This window comes from Amycolatopsis granulosa (genome assembly GCF_011758745.1).
Classification (GTDB): domain Bacteria; phylum Actinomycetota; class Actinomycetes; order Mycobacteriales; family Pseudonocardiaceae; genus Amycolatopsis_E; species Amycolatopsis_E granulosa.
Genome location: NZ_JAANOV010000001.1, coordinates 167,616 through 183,607, shown reverse-complemented (window position 1 = coordinate 183,607; position 15,992 = coordinate 167,616). Strand labels below are relative to the sequence as shown.

The window sequence follows — 15,992 nt, the reverse complement described above, 5'->3', positions numbered from 1 at the left end:
GCTTTCCACCCCCAACTGCTCGAGGTGCTGCCGATAGGCACCTACCTGCACCTCGGCCTGGGCAGCGCGCCCAGCCGCTGTTTCGTCGCGATTTCCCAGGCCGATGCCGCGGACACGAACAGCTCCGTGCGGCGGCCCGGACGCGCCACGGCTGCTTCAGGACGGCCGGAGCGTGCCGGTCATTGCGCGGAGCGGGGCCCGGCGGCGCGACGGAGCCGGTTGGCGATGGCGAGCCCGAGACCCTGCTCCGGCGGCACGGACGCGACGATGACGTCGCACCCCCGCTGGTCGAGTTCGCGCAGGAATCCGTAGAGCATGCGCGCGTAGGCGGCCATCGATCCGGGCACCGCCACCACCGCGTGCGCCCGCACCGGGCCGCCGGCGGCGGGCAGCAGCACACCGACCCGGTGCCCCTGTTCCTGCGCGAGCTCCGCTTCCGCGACGACCTCGCCGGGTTCGACGAGCACGACCCGTGCCCGCGGCGCGTAGTGCGAGGGGTGCTGGCCCGGCACCCGGATGTGGCTCGCCGACGGGACGGCGAGCGGGCGCCCCAGCACCTGTTCGAGATCCTCGCGCGTCACCCCGCCGGGCCGCAGCACGCTCGGGGTGCCACCGGTGACGCCGGTGACGTCGACGATGGTCGACTCGACGCCGACCTGGCAGGGACCGCCGTCCAGCACGAAGTCGACGGCGTCGCCGAGCTCGGCCCGGACGTGCTCGGCGGTGGTCGGGCTGACGGAGCCGAAGCGGTTGGCGGAGGGGGCGACGACACCCCCGCCGAAGGCCGACAGCAGCGCGAGCGCGACGGGATGGCCCGGTACGCGCACGGCCACGGTCTCCAGGCCGCCCGTCGCCTCCAGCGGCACCCGGGGAGCGCGCTGCAGGACCATCGTCAGCGGCCCCGGCCAGAAGCGCTCGGCCAGCAGACGTGCCGTGGCGGGCACGTCCTTGACCCAGTCGTCCAGCTGTTCCGCGCCGCCGAGGTGGACGATCAGCGGGTGCGAGGGCGGGCGGCCCTTGGCCTGGAAGACGCGCGCGACGGCGGCGGGGTCCTCGGCGTTGGCCGCCAGGCCGTAGACCGTCTCGGTGGGGATGGCCACCAGGCGCCCGGCACGCAGCAGCCCGGCCGCCTTCTCGATGTCACTGGTACTCGCCGTCACGGGACCAATCCTCTCACCGGCGCGAAGGCCGGTCAGCCGGGCTCCGGTCGCGATCCCGCGCACGGAAGCCGGCCGGGACCCGCGCAACCGGGACCTCGGCGACCTCATCGGCGAACTGCGCTGGGCGTCACCCCAGCAGTTCGCGCCGCACGAAGTCCACCAGGACCTCACGCATCACGGTCACCGTGATGCCCGGCGTCCCGGTCAGCACCTGGATCGCCAGGCCATCGGTGAGGGCGCTGAGCCGGACGGCGACCTCGTCCGGGTCGACACCGGTGGAGAAGGTGCCCTGCCGCTGACCGCGCCGGACGATCCGGGCGATCGTGTCGTGCCAGCGGGCGTAGAAGGCGTTGTGCACCGGGCGCAGCTCCGGGTTGATCGTGGCCTCCGCCCAGAACTGCATCCACACCGACCACTCGTCGCGGACCACGCCGACCTTCGGCAGCTGCATCTCGATCAGCCGGAGCAGGCGGCCGTGCGCGTCGTCGAGCCGGCGCAGCTCGGCGCTCTGGCGTTCGAAGGCCCGATCCACCGCGCTGCGCAGCGCCGCGGTGAGCACGTCGTTCTTGCCCGGGAAGTAGTAGTGGACCGCGCCCGTGCTGGTCCCCACCTCGCGGGCGATGTCGGCGACCCGCACGGCGTGGTAGCCGCGCTCGGCGATCAGCCGCGCGGCCGCGTCCAGGATCGCCGCGCGGCGGGCGTCCCGTTCCGGCTCGCCGTGCGGGGTACTGGTGTCGCGCTGGGCCGCCGTGGGCACTCCGGGTCCTCCCTCTGCCGTGATCCGGTCCGGCACCGATCTAACCACACTTCTTCAACTGACGCGTCAGTCGGGGGAAGCACCGGATCGGTCAAGCCATCACGACCAGGACAAATCGAGCGTCTTACCAGCGTTGTTCGAGCACCAGACCTCGCACCACCTCTTGACAACACCCCTTCCCATGGCGCTAACTGACGCATCAGTCAGACCAGTAGGAGAAGGGTGGGCTCGATGACACTCGACGGGCAGGGGCACGACGGCGTGCTCCGGCCGGATGCGCTGACGGGGCGGGTCGCCCTGGTCACGGGCGGCGGCACCGGCATCGGCCGGGCCACCGCGCTCGCGCTGGCCCGGTGCGGGGCCGGTGTGGTGCTGGCCGGGCGGCGCGCCGAGCACCTGGACAAGGTGCGCGGGGAGATCGCCGAGCTCGGCGCCCAGGCGCTGACCGTGCCGGCGGACATCCGCGACGAGGAGCAGGTGACGCGGCTGGTGGACCGGGCGCTGGCGGAGTTCGGCCGGATCGACGTGCTGGTCAACAACGCCGGCGGCCAGTTCGCCGCACCCGCCGAGGAGATCACCGCCAGGGGCTGGCGGGCCGTGCACCGGCTCGCGGTCGACGGCAGCTGGGCCGTGACGCGTGAGGTCGCGCTGCGCGCGATGATCCCCGCGCGCGCCGGCGTGGTGTTCTTCCTCGCCTTCTCGCCACGCCGCGGGATCCCGGGCATGGTGCACGCCACCGCCGCCCGTGCCGCGCTGGAGAACCTCGCCGCGGGGCTGGCCCTGGAGTGGAGCCGGTACGGCATCCGGTCGCTGTGCGTGGCGCCCGGCACGATCGAGACCGAGGGCCTGCGCGAGAACTACTCCGCCGAGGACCGGGCGCGGTGGGCGCAGGCGGTGCCGCTCGGGCGGCTGGGCACGCCGGAGGAAGTCGCCGAGGTGGTGGCGTTCCTGGCCTCCCCCGGAGGCCGCTACGTCACCGGGACCACCATTGTGATCGACGGCGGCGCCGACGCCTGGGGCGCCGGCCACCCGGCTCCGGAGCCGGTGCGATGACCGCCGTGCTCCCCCGCGCCGGGCGGGACGTGGACGTGTTGTTCGACCCGGTGTCCGTGGCGGTCGTGGGCGCCAGCGACGACGAGTCGAAGTACGGCAACTGGATCGCGGTGCAGGCGCTGCGCATGCTCGGCCGCCGCCCGGTGCATCTGGTCAACCGCCGCGGCGGCACGGTCGTCGGCCGCCCCGCGGCCCGGTCACTGGCCGAGCTCGCCGAACCGGTGGACCTGGTGGTGGTGGCCGTCCCGGCGGCCGGGTTCGAAGCGGCGGTGGACGACGCGCTCGCCGCCGGCGCCCGCGCCGTCGTGGGCATCACCGCGGGCTTCGCCGAGCTCGGGGCGGAGGGCCGCGCGGTGCAGCAGCGGGTCGCCGAGCGGGTGCGGGCCGCGGGAGCCGTCCTGCTCGGGCCGAACTGCCTGGGCGTGGCGGATTCGACCACCGCGCTCACGCTGGCCTCCAACCCGCTGCCGGCCGGCACGGTCAGCCTGCTGTCCCAGAGCGGCAACATGGCACTGGAACTGAGCGGGTTCCTGACCGGGCACGGACTCGGGTTCGCGCGCTTCGCCTCGCTCGGCAACCAGGCCGACGTGGGCGTGGCGGACCTGATCCGCTCGTGCACCCGGCACGAGGGCACCGAGCTGATCGCCGTCTACTGCGAGGACTTCGGCGACGGCCGCGACTTCGTCGACGCCGCCGTACACGCCCGGACCGCCGGCAAACCCGTCGTGCTGCTCACCGTCGGCGGCAGCGCCGCGTCCGTGCGCGGCGCGGCGTCCCACACCGGCTCGCTGACCTCCGACAGCGACGTCATCGACGCCGCCTGCCGCGCCGCCGGGATCTACCGGGTGGCGACGCCGCGGGAGCTCGCCGACCTCGCCGCCACCCTGCGCCAGCAGGGCCCGGTGGAGGTGCACCGGGTGGCCGTCCTGGCCGACGGTGGCGGGCACGCGTCCGTCGCCGCGGACGTGACCGAAGCGGCCGGCCTCGCGGTACCCGAGTTTTCCGCGCGGCTGTCTGAGGCGTTGCGCCGTGAGCTGCCGCCGTCGGCGGGTGTGCGCAACCCGATCGACCTGGCCGGTGCGGGCGAGCAGGACATCACCTCGTTCGCCCGGGTGCTCGAGGTGACCCTCGCCGAACCGGACACCGACGCCGTCCTCCTGACCGGCTACTTCGGCGGCTACCGCGAATACGGGGAACGGCTGGCCGCCGGCGAGCTGGCCACTGCCCGGCGCATGGCGGCGCTGGTGCGCGGGCAGGGCAAGCCGGTGGTGGTGCACACGATGCGCCCGGACAGCCCGGCCGCCCGGGTGCTCGCCGAGCGCGGGGTGCCCGTGTTCGGGGCCGTCGAACAGGCCGCCCGCGCCCTGGCGTTGCTGGCGTCCGCCCCCGCACCCGCCGCGCCGGCCGCGCTGCCCGCACCGGCCGAACCGGTCACCGACGACGGCTACTGGCCGTCGCGGGCGCTGTTCGCCGCCGCCGGGGTGCCCTTCCCGGCCGGGGAACGGGTCACCACCGGCGAGGAAGCTCTTGCCGCGGCCCGCCGGATCGGCTACCCGGTCGTGCTCAAGGCCGAAGGACTGCTGCACAAGTCCGACTCCGGCGGTGTCGCACTGGGACTGTCCACCCCGGACGAGCTGAGCGCGGCACTGGCGGACATGCACAACCGCCTGCGGCCGCCCGGCTACTCCGTCGAGGCGATGGCCGACCTCGGCGACGCCGTCGAGCTGATCGCCGGCGTCCGCCGGGACCCGCGGTTCGGGCCGGTCGTCATGGTCGGCCTCGGCGGAGTGTTCACCGAGGTGCTCGCCGACGTCGCGTTCGCCCTCGCCCCGGTGGACCGGGCCGGCGCCGAACGGCTCCTGCGTGGCCTGCGCGCCTCGGCGCTGCTGACCGGGGTCCGCGGCCGCCCGGCCGTCGACCTGCGCGGGGCCGCGGACGTGGTGGCCACGATCAGCTCGCTCGCCGCCGCCCACCCCGAGATCGCCGAGCTGGAGATCAACCCCCTGCTGGCCGCGCCGGGCCGGGTCACCGCGCTCGACGCCCGCATCGTCCGCATCGAGGACTGACCCCGTTTCCGCAGAAAACGAAAGGATCACGATGGATTTCGCCTACTCCCCCCGCCTCGCCGAGCTCAAACAGCGCGCCGCCGACCTCACCGCCAAGATCATGCCCTACGAGGACCAGTGCGAGCGGGAGAACGGCCTGCCGCCCGAGGCGCACGCCGCGATCCGGCAGGAGGTTCTGGCCAGCGGCCTGCAGGCGATCAACACCCCGGTCGAGTGGGGCGGGTCCGGCCTGTCCGTGCTGGAGCAGGTCGTGGTGCAGGACGAACTGGGCAAGCTGACGAACGCGTTGTGGGACACGGTCTGGCGCCCGGCGAACCCGCTGGTGCACGCCACACCCGAGCAGCGGGAGCGCTACCTGGTGCCGGACGCGCGCGGCGAGCGCCGGGACGCGGTGGCGATCACCGAGGCCGACGCGGGATCGGACCCGTCCGGCATCGCCACCACCGCGGTACGCGACGGCGACGGATTCGTCCTCAACGGCGAGAAGTGGTTCGTCACGGTCGGCGACGCCGCCGACTTCCTGCTGGTGCTGGCGAACGTGCCGGACGGCGGGCCGACGATGTTCCTGGTGGACACCGACCTGCCCGGGGTGCGGATCAAGCGGGTGCCGCGCTACACGCACACCTTCGTCTACGAGCACCCCGAGTTCACCTTCAGTGACGTGCGGCTGGGCGCGGACGCGGTACTCGGCGGCGTCGGTCAGGGGTACGAGCTGACCCGCGACTGGTTCACCGAGGAACGGCTGATGATCGGCGCCCGCACGATCGGCGCGGCCGAGCGCGCGCTCACCCTGGCCACGGACTGGGCGCGCGAACGCGTGCAGGGCGGGGTGCCGCTGATCGAGCGGCAGCTGATCCAGGGCATGATCGCCGACTCGGTGGTGGACATCGCCACCAACCGGGCGCTGACGCACCAGGTGGCGTGGGAATTCGACCAGGCCGACCTGAGCGACCCCGCGGTGCGCAAGACGCTGCACGCCAAGGCGGCGACGGTCAAGCTGGCCGCGTCCGAGGCGGCCAACCGCGTGGCGGACCGGTGCCAGCAGATCTTCGGCGGGCGTGGCTACATGCGCGAGTACCCGGTCGAGCGGCTGTGGCGTGAGCTGCGGGTGGACCGGATCTGGGAGGGCACGTCGGAGATCCAGCGCCTGGTGATCGCCAACCACGTCGCCAAGCGCGGCCTGAGCTCGCTGGTCACCTTCCCGGAGGCGCGGTGACCGGCCCGGACGCCGGCTCGGTCGGGGTGACGACGGCCGACGGCATCGCCGTCGTCACCCTGGACCGGGCTGCCAAACGCAACGCCCTGTCCACCCATCTGGAGTCGCGGCTGGCCGAAGCGCTCCGCACACCGTCCGTTGTGGACTCGCGGGCCGTCGTGATCACCGGCGGCCCTGCGGTGTTCTCCGCCGGCGCCGACGTCACCGAGCTGCGGGAGATGACGCCGGCCGCGATCGCGGCCTACTACCGGGCCTCCGGCGCCGTCTACGAGGCGGTGGCGGACCTGCCGCAGCCGACCGTCGCCGCGATCAGCGGGTACTGCCTCGGCGGCGGCCTGGAACTCGCGCTGGCCTGCGACCTGCGGGTGGCCGACGAGCGGGCCGAGTTCGGTTTCCCCGAGATCGGCCTGGGCATCCTGCCCAGCTCCGGTGGCATCGCCCGGGTGGTGCGCGAGCTCGGCCCGGCCCGCACCCGCGATCTGGTGCTGCGCGGCCGCCGCTTCGGGCCCGCGGAGGCCGCGAGCTGGGGCCTGCTCACCGAGATCGCTCCCACCGGAGCGCACCTCGACCGGGCCCGTGCGCTCGCCGCCGAGCTCGCGGCCGCGCCACCACAAGCGGTGGCCTGGACCAAGCAGGTCATCGACGCCGCGGCCGAGTCCTCGCACCGCACCGCGCTGCTGCTGGAACAGCTGGCGTACGCCGCGCTCAACCGCACCTGACCGTTCATCCCCACCGGAGGAGTCATGGACACCGTCGTCAACTCCCGGAACACCCCGCCCCGCGGCGGCGGCCTGCGGGGCATCGAGTCCCGCTCGATCGACTACGTGCCGTTGCGCGAACGGCACGGCAAGGCCTGGCACCTGTGGCCGGTGTGGTTCACCGGCGACGCCCACCTCGCCACCGTCGCCACCGGCGTGCTGGGCATCTCAATGGGGTCGAACCTGCTGTGGACCGGCATCGCCATCGTGGCCGGCTGCGCGTTCGGCACGTTCTTCATGGCGTTCCACTCCTCACAGGGCCCCCAGCTCGGCCTGCCGCAGATGATCCAGTCCCGCCCGCAGTTCGGCTACCTCGGCGCGCTGCTGGTGTGGGTGGTCGCCCTGGTCACCTACCTCGGCTACAACGCCTTCAACCAGCTGCTCGCCGGTGAGGCGGCGCACCTGTTGTTCGGTGTCGACCCGACCGTCGCCTACCTGGCGTTCACCGCGCTCGCCGTGCTGCTGGCCGTGTTCGGCTACGACTGGATCCACAAGGCACAGCGGTGGCTGGCGTACGGGCTGCTGGTGGTGCTCGCCGTGTTCAGCGTGGGCATCGGGTTCACCGGCCACGTCCCGTCCGGTCAGTTCTCGGCGTCGGGGTTCCACGCCGAGGCGTTCGCGATCCAGTTCTTCGTGGCCGCCGCCTATCAGCTGAGCTGGGCGATCTACGTGTCGGACTACTCGCGTTACCTGCCGCGCACGGTGGGAGTGCGCGCGACGTTCTGGTGGACCTACCTCGGCGCGCTGATCGGCGGGGCGTGGATGATGCTGGTCGGCGCGGTGGCCGCCTCGATCAACACCGGACTGAACACCTCGGAGGCCATCCAGGGCGCCGGCAACGCGATCTTCCCGGGTTTCGGGACGGTGCTGGTGGTACTCGCGCTGCTCGGGCTGATCACCATCACCGGGCTGAACTTCTACGGCGCTTCGCTGACCCTGCTGTCCATTGCGGACTCGGTACGGCCGGTGCGCTCGAGCCGTGCCAAGCGGGTGGTCACCTTGCTGGTGTGCGCGGTGCTGTCCACGTCGGTGGCGCTGTCGGCGTCGGCGAACTTCCTGCACGAGTTCGAGCACTTCCTGGGCATCCTGCTGCTGCTGTTCACGCCGTGGACCGCGATCAACCTGGTGGACTTCTTCTGGGTGCGGCACACGCACTACTCGATCCGGGAGATCTTCAACCCGCGCGGCATGTACGGCCGGTGGGGCTGGCGGGGTCTGCTGGCCTACGCGATCGGGTTCGTGGCGATGCTGCCGTTCGTGAACTCCGCGATCTACACCGGACCGGTGGCGCGGCTGCTCGGCGGCACCGACATCGCGATGCTGCCCGGGCTGATCGTCTCCGGCGGGGTCTACCTGCTCGCGTGCCGCAGTCTCGACATCGCGGCCGAGCGCGTGCTCATCGCCCGCGCCGACGCCGACCTGGAGACCACCGAAGTGCGCTGACCCGGCCTACACCGCGATCGTGCAAGATTCACCCGAAGTCGTGTATATCGGGTGAATCTTGCACGAAACGGGCCGCGGCCGATACAGTGCGCCCGTGGCTTCGCTTCGCATCACCGGCGGCCTGCGGCACCCCGCGTGCTGGGCGGCGGTCGCCGCCCTCGTGGTCATGTCCGGCTGGGCGGTGCTGGCGGCCGCGCCCGCGGAGACCGTCCTGTCGCCCGCGCCGCGGCCGGTTCCGCGACCACTGCCGGCGGTCAGCGCCTTCTCCGCCGGCCCGCGCACCGAGCTGTGCCCCGACACCGCGCGGGCCTGCGTCGACCTGGACCGGCGGGTCGCCTGGCTGCAGCGCGACGGCGAGGTCACGCACGGCCCGGTGCCCATCATGCCGGGCACCGCCGACGCGGCGGATTCGGTGGCCACCCCGCGCGGCGTCTTCCGCGTCTCATGGAAGGACGCCGACCACATCAGCGCCGAGTACGGCGACCCGATGAACCACGCGGTGTTCTTCGCCCCGGGCGGGATCGCTTTCCACGAAGGCAGCCTGGAGGTCCCGTCCCACGGTTGCGTCCACCTGTCCGCGCGGGACGCGGTCCTCTTCTACGACGCACTCCCGGTCGGCGCCCAGGTGGCGGTGTTCTGACCTTCCGCGGAATGCGGTCTCAGAGCCAGTCCCGCCGCCGGAACATGACGTAGAGCGCACCGGAGAGCACCACGATCACCGCGGTGGACAGCCAGAAGCCCCAGGGCTGGCCGAACCCGGGATAGGGCACGTTCTGGCCGTAGAAGCCGGTGATCGCCGTCGGCACCGCGATGATCGCGGCCCAGCTGGTCACCTTCTTCATGATCATGTTCAACCGGTTGCCCTGCAGGCTCAGCTGCGTCTCGCGAATCGTGGTCACCAGGTCCCGCAACGATTCCGTCCACTCCGACGCGCGCAGCACGTGGTCGTAGACGTCCTGGAAGTAGGGCATCAGCGCCTCGTCGACGAGGTGGTGGTCACGGCGCATCAGCGAGTTCACCACCTCGCGCATCGGCAGCACGAACCGCCGCAGGGACACCAGGCTCTTGCGCAGCCGCAGGGACCGGCGCTGCATGCCGGTGTGGTCCACGTGGTCGGCGAACACGCCGTCCTCGAGCTCCTCGATCTGGTCGTCCATCGCCTGCACCGCGTCGAAGTGGGTGTCCACGATGTAGTCCAGCAGTCCGTGCACCAGGAAGCCGGCGCCGCTCTTGGCGAGGTCGTCCGAGCCGTCCCAGCGCCGCACCACCTCCTCGATGTCGAAGCGGTCGTCCTTGCGCACGGTCACCAGAGCACGGTCGGTGATGAACGCGGCGAGCTCACTTTCGGAGAGAGCCCCGGTTCCGGTGTCCAGCCGCACGGCGTAGGCGGTGAGGAAGGAGTGGCTGGAGTAGCGGTCCAGCTTGGGCCGCTGGTGCTCGGACACGGCGTCCTCGACGGCGAGGCGGTGCAGGCCGAGCTCGTCGCTGATGGTGGTGAGGTCGGCCGCGGTCGGCTTGGCGAGGTCGAGCCACACCACCGTCGCCGGATCCTGCAGGTAGTCGGACAGTTCGGCCGCGGGGAAGTTCTCGGCCTCGAGAACGCCGTGGCGGTAGACGCGGGTGCGAGCCATGGCGCCCACGCTAGGCGGTGCGCGCCGCGGCCGCGCACCGGCGTGCCGCCGTCCGGAAATCGCTTACCGCCCAGGGGATCCGGGCCGGGGTGACCGCGCGGTGACGGGACGTGGCTCACGTGGACGGCCGGGAGCGGGGCGGTGACCGGTACCGTCGGGAGCGTGGATCTGCCTCTGGACAACCCGGCGTACGCGTCGCTGACCGGTCCGCACGCCCGGTTCGCCGAGACCCACGGCGGCGCGGTGCGGTACCAGCCGGCGGTCTCACCGTGGGCAGGGATGCCCGGCACCGCGGACGACACCGCGTGGAAGGAACTCGCCGAGCTGGCCGGACCGGGCGGGGTGCTGTCGTTGCCCGCGCCGCCGCTGCCGCCGCCCGTGGACTGGACCGTGGAGATGTCCGTGCCCGGTGTGCAGATGGTGGCGGAGACGGTGGAGACCGCGCCGGATCCGGAGGCGGTGCGGCTGACCGGCGCGGACGTGCCCGAGATGCTGGCGCTCGCCGGGCGCACCCGGCCCGGGCCGTTCCTGCCGCGCACCGTGGAGCTGGGCACCTACCTCGGGTTCCGGCGGGCGGGACGGCTGGTGGCGATGGCCGGCGAGCGCCTGCACCCGCCCGGGTACACCGAGATCAGCGCCGTCTGCACCGACGCCGGGTTCCGCGGGCAGGGGCTGGGCACCCGGCTGGTGCTGGCGGTGGCACACGGCATCGCCGCGCGCGGGGAGACCCCGTTCCTGCACGCGGCCGCGGCGAACACCGGCGCCGTCCGGCTCTACCGGGCGCTGGGTTTCCGGCTCCGCCGGGACGTGGATTTCGTCTCGGTGCGGGTGCCGGCTGACACATTTCGCCCACCCGCGTGACCACCTGCGACCTGGTGCATTCCGTGCGAGGGTGATTACCCTACGAGAGGTGACCTGGCCAGACCGGCCGACGGGAGGAGAGTCATGACTCACCCGGCGCGCAACTCCACCGGTGCCGCGAGCACGCCGGCCCAGCACGGGCCCCGGGTGCCCGCGCCACGTGCCGCGCCGGGAGCCCTGCGCCTGCAGGTGTTCTGGCCGGTACCCGGGATCGCGGTGCTGAAGGTCGCGGGTGACATCGACGCCGCCACGGCCGCGCCGCTGAACCGCGCGCTGGAGGAGCTGACCGCGCACCGGCCGCGCGTCGCCGTGGTCGACCTGTCCGGGGTGGAGTTCCTCGGCTCCACCGGCCTGGCCGCGCTGGCGCGGGCCGGCGCACGGGCCGACGTCCGGGTGGTCGCGCCCACGCGGCGGACGGCGCGACCGTTGTCGATCACCGGTCTCGATCAGCTCCTGCCGGTCTACGCCAGCCGCGACGAAGCCCTCAGCGCCTGCTGACCGGCGCCCGGCGGCGGGCCGGCCGGACGGGCGCCGCATCCGGACGGGCGCAGCCGACCCCGGACGGCGGATCAGGCGGGCGCCGGCGGCTCCGGGTCGGCCGGCCCGAGCGCGGCGTCGATCGCCTGCTCGACGATGGAGTCCATGGTCCTCAGGTAGGTCGCCCCGACGTGGTTGTCGTCGAGGTAGACCAGCACGTTGCCGATCACCGGCGGGCAGACTGCCCGGTCGCAGTAGTAGTCGCTGAAATCCAGGAACGACACGTCCGGGGGGACGTCGTCGAGGAAGAGCCATGGCGGCTCGTCGGCGTAGAACGCGGCACGCGGCGGGTTGCACTCCGGCGCGTCCGCACCGCGCAGCTCCGCGCACTCCGACGGCGCGTAGTCGTAGCGCGGGTTGTCCCGGACCGCGAGCACCGGGATCCCGGCGGCGGAGATCTTCCGCCACTGCGCGACGAACCCGGGTGGCGTCCACTCGGTCAGCCCGGCCCGCACGTTGCGGGTCGCGGTGGTGAACACCGCATCCGGCCGCAGGTCGAGGATCTCGTCGGCGGCCGCGGCGTTCCAGTCGCGGCACACCTGGTCGTCGGGGTCGATCTCGGACTCGGTGGAGAACGGGCAGCCGCCGCGCGACATCACCACGAGCTGCCAGTTCCGCCGCTGCGCCACCGGTTCCAGCGCCGCGACGAACTGGGTGGGGTGCGAGTCGCCGACGACCACCAGGGTCTTCTCCGGCGGGCCGTCCGGGGTGCTGGTGCACACCTGGAGTTCGCCGCCGCGCGGGGAGCTCGCGCAGTGGTCGATCCAGGCCCAGTCCTGGGGCAGCTCGAGCGGCGAGGGCACCGGCGCCACACCGGTGGCGCCCCGGTAGACGAACCCGGGCGTGCGGGCCAGCGCACCGGGGTGGTCCAGACCACCGGCGGCGGGCGCACCGGAGCGGGCGAGGCCGGTGATCTGCCAGGCGCCGGCGGCGGCGAGCACCGGGACCATCGCGAGCACCGCGAAGCGGTAGGCGCCCCGGTCGGCGAGCGGCGAGCGGCGCACCGGCGCCTCGACCAGGTGGTGCGTCGCCACCGCCAGGGCCAGCGACAGGCCGACGACGAACGCGCCGCCGAGCGGGCCGACCCCGCTCCGGCCCCGGTACACCAGGTAGAGCACCAGCACCGGCCAGTGCCACAGGTACAACGGGAAGCTCATCCGGCCGAGCCAGGTCAGCGGCCGGGCGGTCAGCAGCCGGTCCGCGGCGGCCGGGCTGCCGGTCGTGCCGGCCAGCAGCACCAGCGCGGCGGCGGCGATCGGCCACAACGCGGCGGCACCCGGGAACACCGTCCCGACCTGCAGCACCAGCCCGCAGGCGACGAGCCCGGCGACCCCGAGCCAGCCGGCCGCGATCCGCAGTGGCCGGGGCAGGGCGACGGCGTCGATGGCCAGCGCGAGCAGGCCGCCGAGCGCGAACTCCCAGATCCGGGTCAGCGCGGAGAAGTAGGCCACCGGCTGGTCGGCCGCGGTCAGCCACACCGAGTACGCCAGCGACCCGGCGGTGACGGCGAGCAGCACGCCGGTCAGTGCGCGGCGCAGGCGCCCCCGCGCCGCGTACGCGACGGCAGCCACCAGCAGCGGCCAGACCAGGTAGAACTGCCCCTGGATGGACAGCGACCAGAAGTGCTGCACCACGCTGGCGTCGCTGTGCTGGGCGAAGTAGTCGGTGGCGTTCGCCGCCAGCTGCCAGTTCTCCAGGTAGAGCGCGGCGGCGAAGACCTCCCGGATCGTGGGGAACCAGCGGGACTGCGGCAGCACCAGGGCCGCGGCCACGATCACCACGAGCAGCACGGCGAGCGCGGCCGGGAACAGCCGGGTGATCGCGCGGCGCCACAGCGCGCGGATCTCGATGCGCCCGCGCAGCCCGGCCCGGAACAGCTGCCCGGTGATCAGGAACCCGGTGAGGAAGAAGAACACGTCGACGCCGCCGGAGATCCGGCCCAGCCACACGTGGTAGACGACCACCAGGACGCAGGCCAGCGCACGCAGGCCCTCGATCTCGGGGCGGAACCGGGTACGCGGGTGGGGCGAGGTCATCGGCACCTTCCTGGTCGGCGTTCCCGGGTCAGGCCGAGATTACCCAGCGCCGGCCGCGGGCCGGGCTAGGGTCGGGGGGTGCGGACCGACGTGATCGAACAGTTCCCCAGGGTGGCGGTGCCGCTTGACGGACGGCGCGCGGCCGCGGTCGCCGTCGTGGTCACCGGCGGCGATCCGGCGATCTGGCTGACCCGCCGGGCGAGCGGGATGCGGGCCCACCCGGGGCAGTTCGCGCTGCCCGGCGGCCGGCTCGATCCCGGCGAGGACGCGGTGGCCGCCGCGCTGCGGGAGCTGGCGGAGGAGCTCGGCGTGACCGCCGCGCGTGCGGACTGCCTGGGCGTGCTCGACGACTACCCGACCCGCTCCGGCTACGTCATCACCCCGGTCGTCCTGCGGCTCGACCGCGAGACCGAGCCGCGCCCCAATCCCGCGGAGGTCGCGCAGGTGCACGTCATCGCGGTGCGGGACCTCGCGGTCGAACCGCGGTTCGTGACCATCCCCGAGTCGGACCGGCCGGTGATCCAGTTGCCGTTGGCCGGCCACCTCGTGCACGCCCCGACCGCCGCGGTCCTCTACCAGTTCCGGGAGGCCGCGCTGTACGGCCGCACGACCCGGGTGGCGCACCTCGAGCAACCGGTGTTCGCCTGGCGGTGACGCCTCCCCCGCACACGCGGGCGTGGGCGGCCGTGATCAGCCGCGGCTCCCGGGCTGGGGCACCCCGCCCGGGTTCGCCGCTCCGGCGCCGGCTTCCCGGACCCGCCACTTGTCCAGGCCGCCACCGAGCCGGTCGGCGTAGTGCTCGGCCGCCGCCTGTGTCGGGAACCGGATCTCCTGCGCCCGGGACACATGCGTGATCTTGTAGGCCATCGGTTCTCCCCTGCTGCTGTCGTGCGTGGTGACCCGTCACTCCCCGACCGGTCGCGTCGGACGGTAGAACACCTGTTCGACAGCAGCCAAGCCGACACGCCGTGCGGCACGCGGGCGCGTTTGACTGTCCGCAATGGACCGAAGGCGCGGCCGGGAAAACGGCAGGCCGACGGCGGTTCCGGGACCGCCCGGCTGACGCGTGGGGATCATCACCGCGAATGCCGCCCGGCGGCACCCCCGATCCGGGCCCGGGTCAGATGCTCCCGGTACCAGTCGCGCGCGAGACAGGCCGCGGCGTCCAGGGCGCCGGGCTCCTCGAACAGCTGGGTGGCGCCGGGAACGATCGCCAGCCGCGACTCGCCGGGCAGCCGCGCACACGTGTCCCGGTGCAGCTCCCGCAGCGCGGTGTCGTGCGCTCCCGCGATGAGCAGGGTCGGTGTCCGCACCCAGCCCAGGCGCTTGCCCGCCAGGTCGGGCCGCCCGCCGCGCGCCACCACGGCCGCCACCTCCACCCGGTAGTCCGTCGCCGCGCACAGGGCCGCCGCGGCTCCCGTGCCGGTACCGTAGTAGCCGACCGGCAGCCCGGTCCGGGCCCGCACCCAGCGCGTCACCTCCACCAGCCGGTTCGCCAGCAGCTCCACGGCGAACAAGCGGGCCCGGTCCGCCTCCTCGCTCGGGGTGAGCAGATCCACCAGCAGCGTCGCGATCCCGGCGCGGTGCAGCGTGTCCGCGGCCGACCGCGCGCGCGGGCTGTACCGCTCGCTGCCGCTGCCGTGCGCGAACACGACGACTCCGGCCGCCCGGTCCGGCACGGTCAACCGCCCGGCGAGCGGCACCGCCCCGGCGAACACGGTGACATCCTCGTCGCCGGGTGCTCGACCGGGGACGCAGTCCTCACCGGCCAGCAGCCGCGTCACCTCCTCGTCCGGGGTCTGGCTGAAGTCCGCGTACCACTGCCCCACCGCCGTGAACTCCGGCGGGCACTCCAGGCACACCACCTCATCGGCACAGCCGGCACAGTCGGCACGGCCGGCACCGTCATCGGCACGGCCGGCACCGCCGGCGTTCGCGTGCAGCGCCGCCACCGCCTGGGCCGCCCCGACCGGCACCGCCACCACCACCCGTGCCGCACCGGCCGCGCGCGCCGCGGTCACCGCCACCCGCGCGGTGGATCCGGTCGCCAGCCCGTCGTCGACCACGATGGCGGTACGCCCGGCCGCCGACACCCGCTCCCGGCCGGCCCGGAACCTCGCGGCGCGACGCTCCAATTCGGACCTTTCCGCCGCCTCGACCGCGGCCAGGTCGGCGGCGCTGACGCCGAGCCGCCGCACCAGATCCGGATCGGCCACCCGCAGCCCGCCCTCGCCGATCGCGCCCAGCGCGAGCTCCGGCTGGAACGGCAACCCCAGTTTCCGCACCAGGACGACGTCGAGCGGCGCGCCGAGCGCCCCGGCCACCTCGAACGCGACCGGCACGCCGCCGCGCGGAATCGCCAGGACCACCACGTCCCGGCTCCGCCACCGGTCCAGTCGCGCCGCGAGGCGCCGGCCGGCGTCCCTGCGGTCGGCGAACGGCATCGGAGCACCTCCTCCGCGAAGTTCTCCGGC

The 15,992-nt window shown here is 73.7% G+C and carries 15 protein-coding genes; 9 read left to right on the top strand and 6 right to left on the bottom strand.

The features are described from left to right. Window positions 1-179 precede the first annotated feature (179 nt). Together FHX45_RS00825 and FHX45_RS00820 are read right to left on the bottom strand one after the other, a co-directional pair. Window positions 180-1,160 (bottom strand): L-threonylcarbamoyladenylate synthase, encoded by a 981-nt coding sequence (locus FHX45_RS00825; protein WP_341771292.1) that lies wholly within the window; start codon window positions 1,158-1,160, stop codon window positions 180-182. A gap of 127 nt (window positions 1,161-1,287) precedes the next feature. Next, window positions 1,288-1,917 (bottom strand): TetR family transcriptional regulator C-terminal domain-containing protein, encoded by a 630-nt coding sequence (locus FHX45_RS00820; protein WP_167096104.1) that lies wholly within the window; start codon window positions 1,915-1,917, stop codon window positions 1,288-1,290. Between the two features lie 231 nt (window positions 1,918-2,148). Between FHX45_RS00820 and FHX45_RS00815 the strand changes: the two genes are divergently transcribed. The 6 genes from FHX45_RS00815 (at window position 2,149) to FHX45_RS00790 (ending at window position 9,093) form a co-directional block, all read left to right on the top strand. Then, window positions 2,149-2,970, top strand: a complete 822-nt coding sequence (locus FHX45_RS00815; RefSeq protein WP_208405758.1) for an SDR family NAD(P)-dependent oxidoreductase — start codon at window positions 2,149-2,151, stop codon at window positions 2,968-2,970. Then, the gene (locus FHX45_RS00810; protein WP_167096102.1) at window positions 2,967-5,036 is read left to right on the top strand and encodes an acetate--CoA ligase family protein; all 2,070 of its coding nucleotides are present in this window, start codon (window positions 2,967-2,969) and stop codon (window positions 5,034-5,036) included. The genes FHX45_RS00815 and FHX45_RS00810 overlap by 4 nt, the downstream gene beginning before the upstream one ends. A gap of 31 nt (window positions 5,037-5,067) precedes the next feature. Next, window positions 5,068-6,252, top strand: a complete 1,185-nt coding sequence (locus FHX45_RS00805) for an acyl-CoA dehydrogenase family protein (RefSeq protein ID WP_167096100.1) — start codon at window positions 5,068-5,070, stop codon at window positions 6,250-6,252. Beyond that, window positions 6,249-6,971: an enoyl-CoA hydratase-related protein gene (locus FHX45_RS00800; RefSeq protein WP_167096098.1), complete on the top strand. Its 723-nt coding sequence runs from the start codon at window positions 6,249-6,251 to the stop codon at window positions 6,969-6,971. The genes FHX45_RS00805 and FHX45_RS00800 overlap by 4 nt, the downstream gene beginning before the upstream one ends. Window positions 6,972-6,995: 24 nt before the next feature. Further along, entirely contained in the window at window positions 6,996-8,453 is a 1,458-nt protein-coding gene (locus FHX45_RS00795) for a purine-cytosine permease family protein (RefSeq protein ID WP_167096096.1), read from the top strand. Window positions 8,454-8,547: 94 nt separating this feature from the next. Continuing rightward, window positions 8,548-9,093 carry a L,D-transpeptidase gene (locus tag FHX45_RS00790; protein ID WP_341771291.1) on the top strand — a complete coding sequence of 182 codons (546 nt, stop codon included), beginning with the start codon at window positions 8,548-8,550 and terminating at the stop codon, window positions 9,091-9,093. 19 nt (window positions 9,094-9,112) lie between these two features. Here FHX45_RS00790 and FHX45_RS00785 read toward each other — a convergent pair whose 3' ends face one another. Beyond that, a complete protein-coding gene (locus FHX45_RS00785; RefSeq protein ID WP_167096094.1) occupies window positions 9,113-10,084 on the bottom strand; it encodes a magnesium transporter CorA family protein in 972 nt (323 codons plus the stop codon). 162 nt (window positions 10,085-10,246) lie between these two features. Here FHX45_RS00785 and FHX45_RS00780 point away from each other — a divergent pair, with 162 nt between their 5' ends. Further along, window positions 10,247-10,945 (top strand): GNAT family N-acetyltransferase, encoded by a 699-nt coding sequence (locus tag FHX45_RS00780; RefSeq protein WP_167096092.1) that lies wholly within the window; start codon window positions 10,247-10,249, stop codon window positions 10,943-10,945. Between the two features lie 84 nt (window positions 10,946-11,029). Then, a complete protein-coding gene (locus FHX45_RS00775; RefSeq protein WP_167096090.1) occupies window positions 11,030-11,443 on the top strand; it encodes an STAS domain-containing protein in 414 nt (137 codons plus the stop codon). 71 nt (window positions 11,444-11,514) lie between these two features. On the opposite strand, the gene FHX45_RS00770 is transcribed toward FHX45_RS00775, so the two are convergent. Continuing rightward, on the bottom strand, window positions 11,515-13,518 hold the full coding sequence (locus tag FHX45_RS00770; RefSeq protein ID WP_167096088.1) for an acyltransferase family protein: 2,004 nt from the start codon (window positions 13,516-13,518) through the stop codon (window positions 11,515-11,517). 78 nt (window positions 13,519-13,596) lie between these two features. On the opposite strand from FHX45_RS00770, the gene FHX45_RS00765 reads away from it, so the two are divergent. After that, window positions 13,597-14,172 carry an NUDIX domain-containing protein gene (locus tag FHX45_RS00765; protein WP_167096086.1) on the top strand — a complete coding sequence of 192 codons (576 nt, stop codon included), beginning with the start codon at window positions 13,597-13,599 and terminating at the stop codon, window positions 14,170-14,172. 36 nt (window positions 14,173-14,208) lie between these two features. On the opposite strand, the gene FHX45_RS00760 is transcribed toward FHX45_RS00765, so the two are convergent. Both FHX45_RS00760 and FHX45_RS00755 read right to left on the bottom strand, forming a co-directional pair. Continuing rightward, the gene (locus FHX45_RS00760) at window positions 14,209-14,385 is read right to left on the bottom strand and encodes a hypothetical protein (protein WP_167096084.1); all 177 of its coding nucleotides are present in this window, start codon (window positions 14,383-14,385) and stop codon (window positions 14,209-14,211) included. A 209-nt stretch (window positions 14,386-14,594) separates the two neighbouring features. Next, on the bottom strand, window positions 14,595-15,962 hold the full coding sequence (locus tag FHX45_RS00755; protein WP_167096082.1) for a phosphoribosyltransferase family protein: 1,368 nt from the start codon (window positions 15,960-15,962) through the stop codon (window positions 14,595-14,597). Between the last annotated feature and the right edge of the window lie 30 nt (window positions 15,963-15,992).

Bases quoted from the DNA above. Each gene is read 5' to 3' on its own strand.
- FHX45_RS00775 (WP_167096090.1), top strand. From the start codon at position 11,030: ATGACTCACCCGGCGCGCAACTCCACCGGTGCCGCGAGCACGCCGGCC.
- FHX45_RS00785 (WP_167096094.1), bottom strand. From the start codon at position 10,084: ATGGCTCGCACCCGCGTCTACCGCCACGGCGTTCTCGAGGCCGAGAAC.
- FHX45_RS00810 (WP_167096102.1), top strand. From the start codon at position 2,967: ATGACCGCCGTGCTCCCCCGCGCCGGGCGGGACGTGGACGTGTTGTTC.
- FHX45_RS00760 (WP_167096084.1), bottom strand. From the start codon at position 14,385: ATGGCCTACAAGATCACGCATGTGTCCCGGGCGCAGGAGATCCGGTTC.
- FHX45_RS00755 (WP_167096082.1), bottom strand. From the start codon at position 15,962: ATGCCGTTCGCCGACCGCAGGGACGCCGGCCGGCGCCTCGCGGCGCGA.
- FHX45_RS00770 (WP_167096088.1), bottom strand. From the start codon at position 13,518: ATGACCTCGCCCCACCCGCGTACCCGGTTCCGCCCCGAGATCGAGGGC.
- FHX45_RS00805 (WP_167096100.1), top strand. From the start codon at position 5,068: ATGGATTTCGCCTACTCCCCCCGCCTCGCCGAGCTCAAACAGCGCGCC.
- FHX45_RS00795 (WP_167096096.1), top strand. From the start codon at position 6,996: ATGGACACCGTCGTCAACTCCCGGAACACCCCGCCCCGCGGCGGCGGC.
- FHX45_RS00815 (WP_208405758.1), top strand. From the start codon at position 2,149: ATGACACTCGACGGGCAGGGGCACGACGGCGTGCTCCGGCCGGATGCG.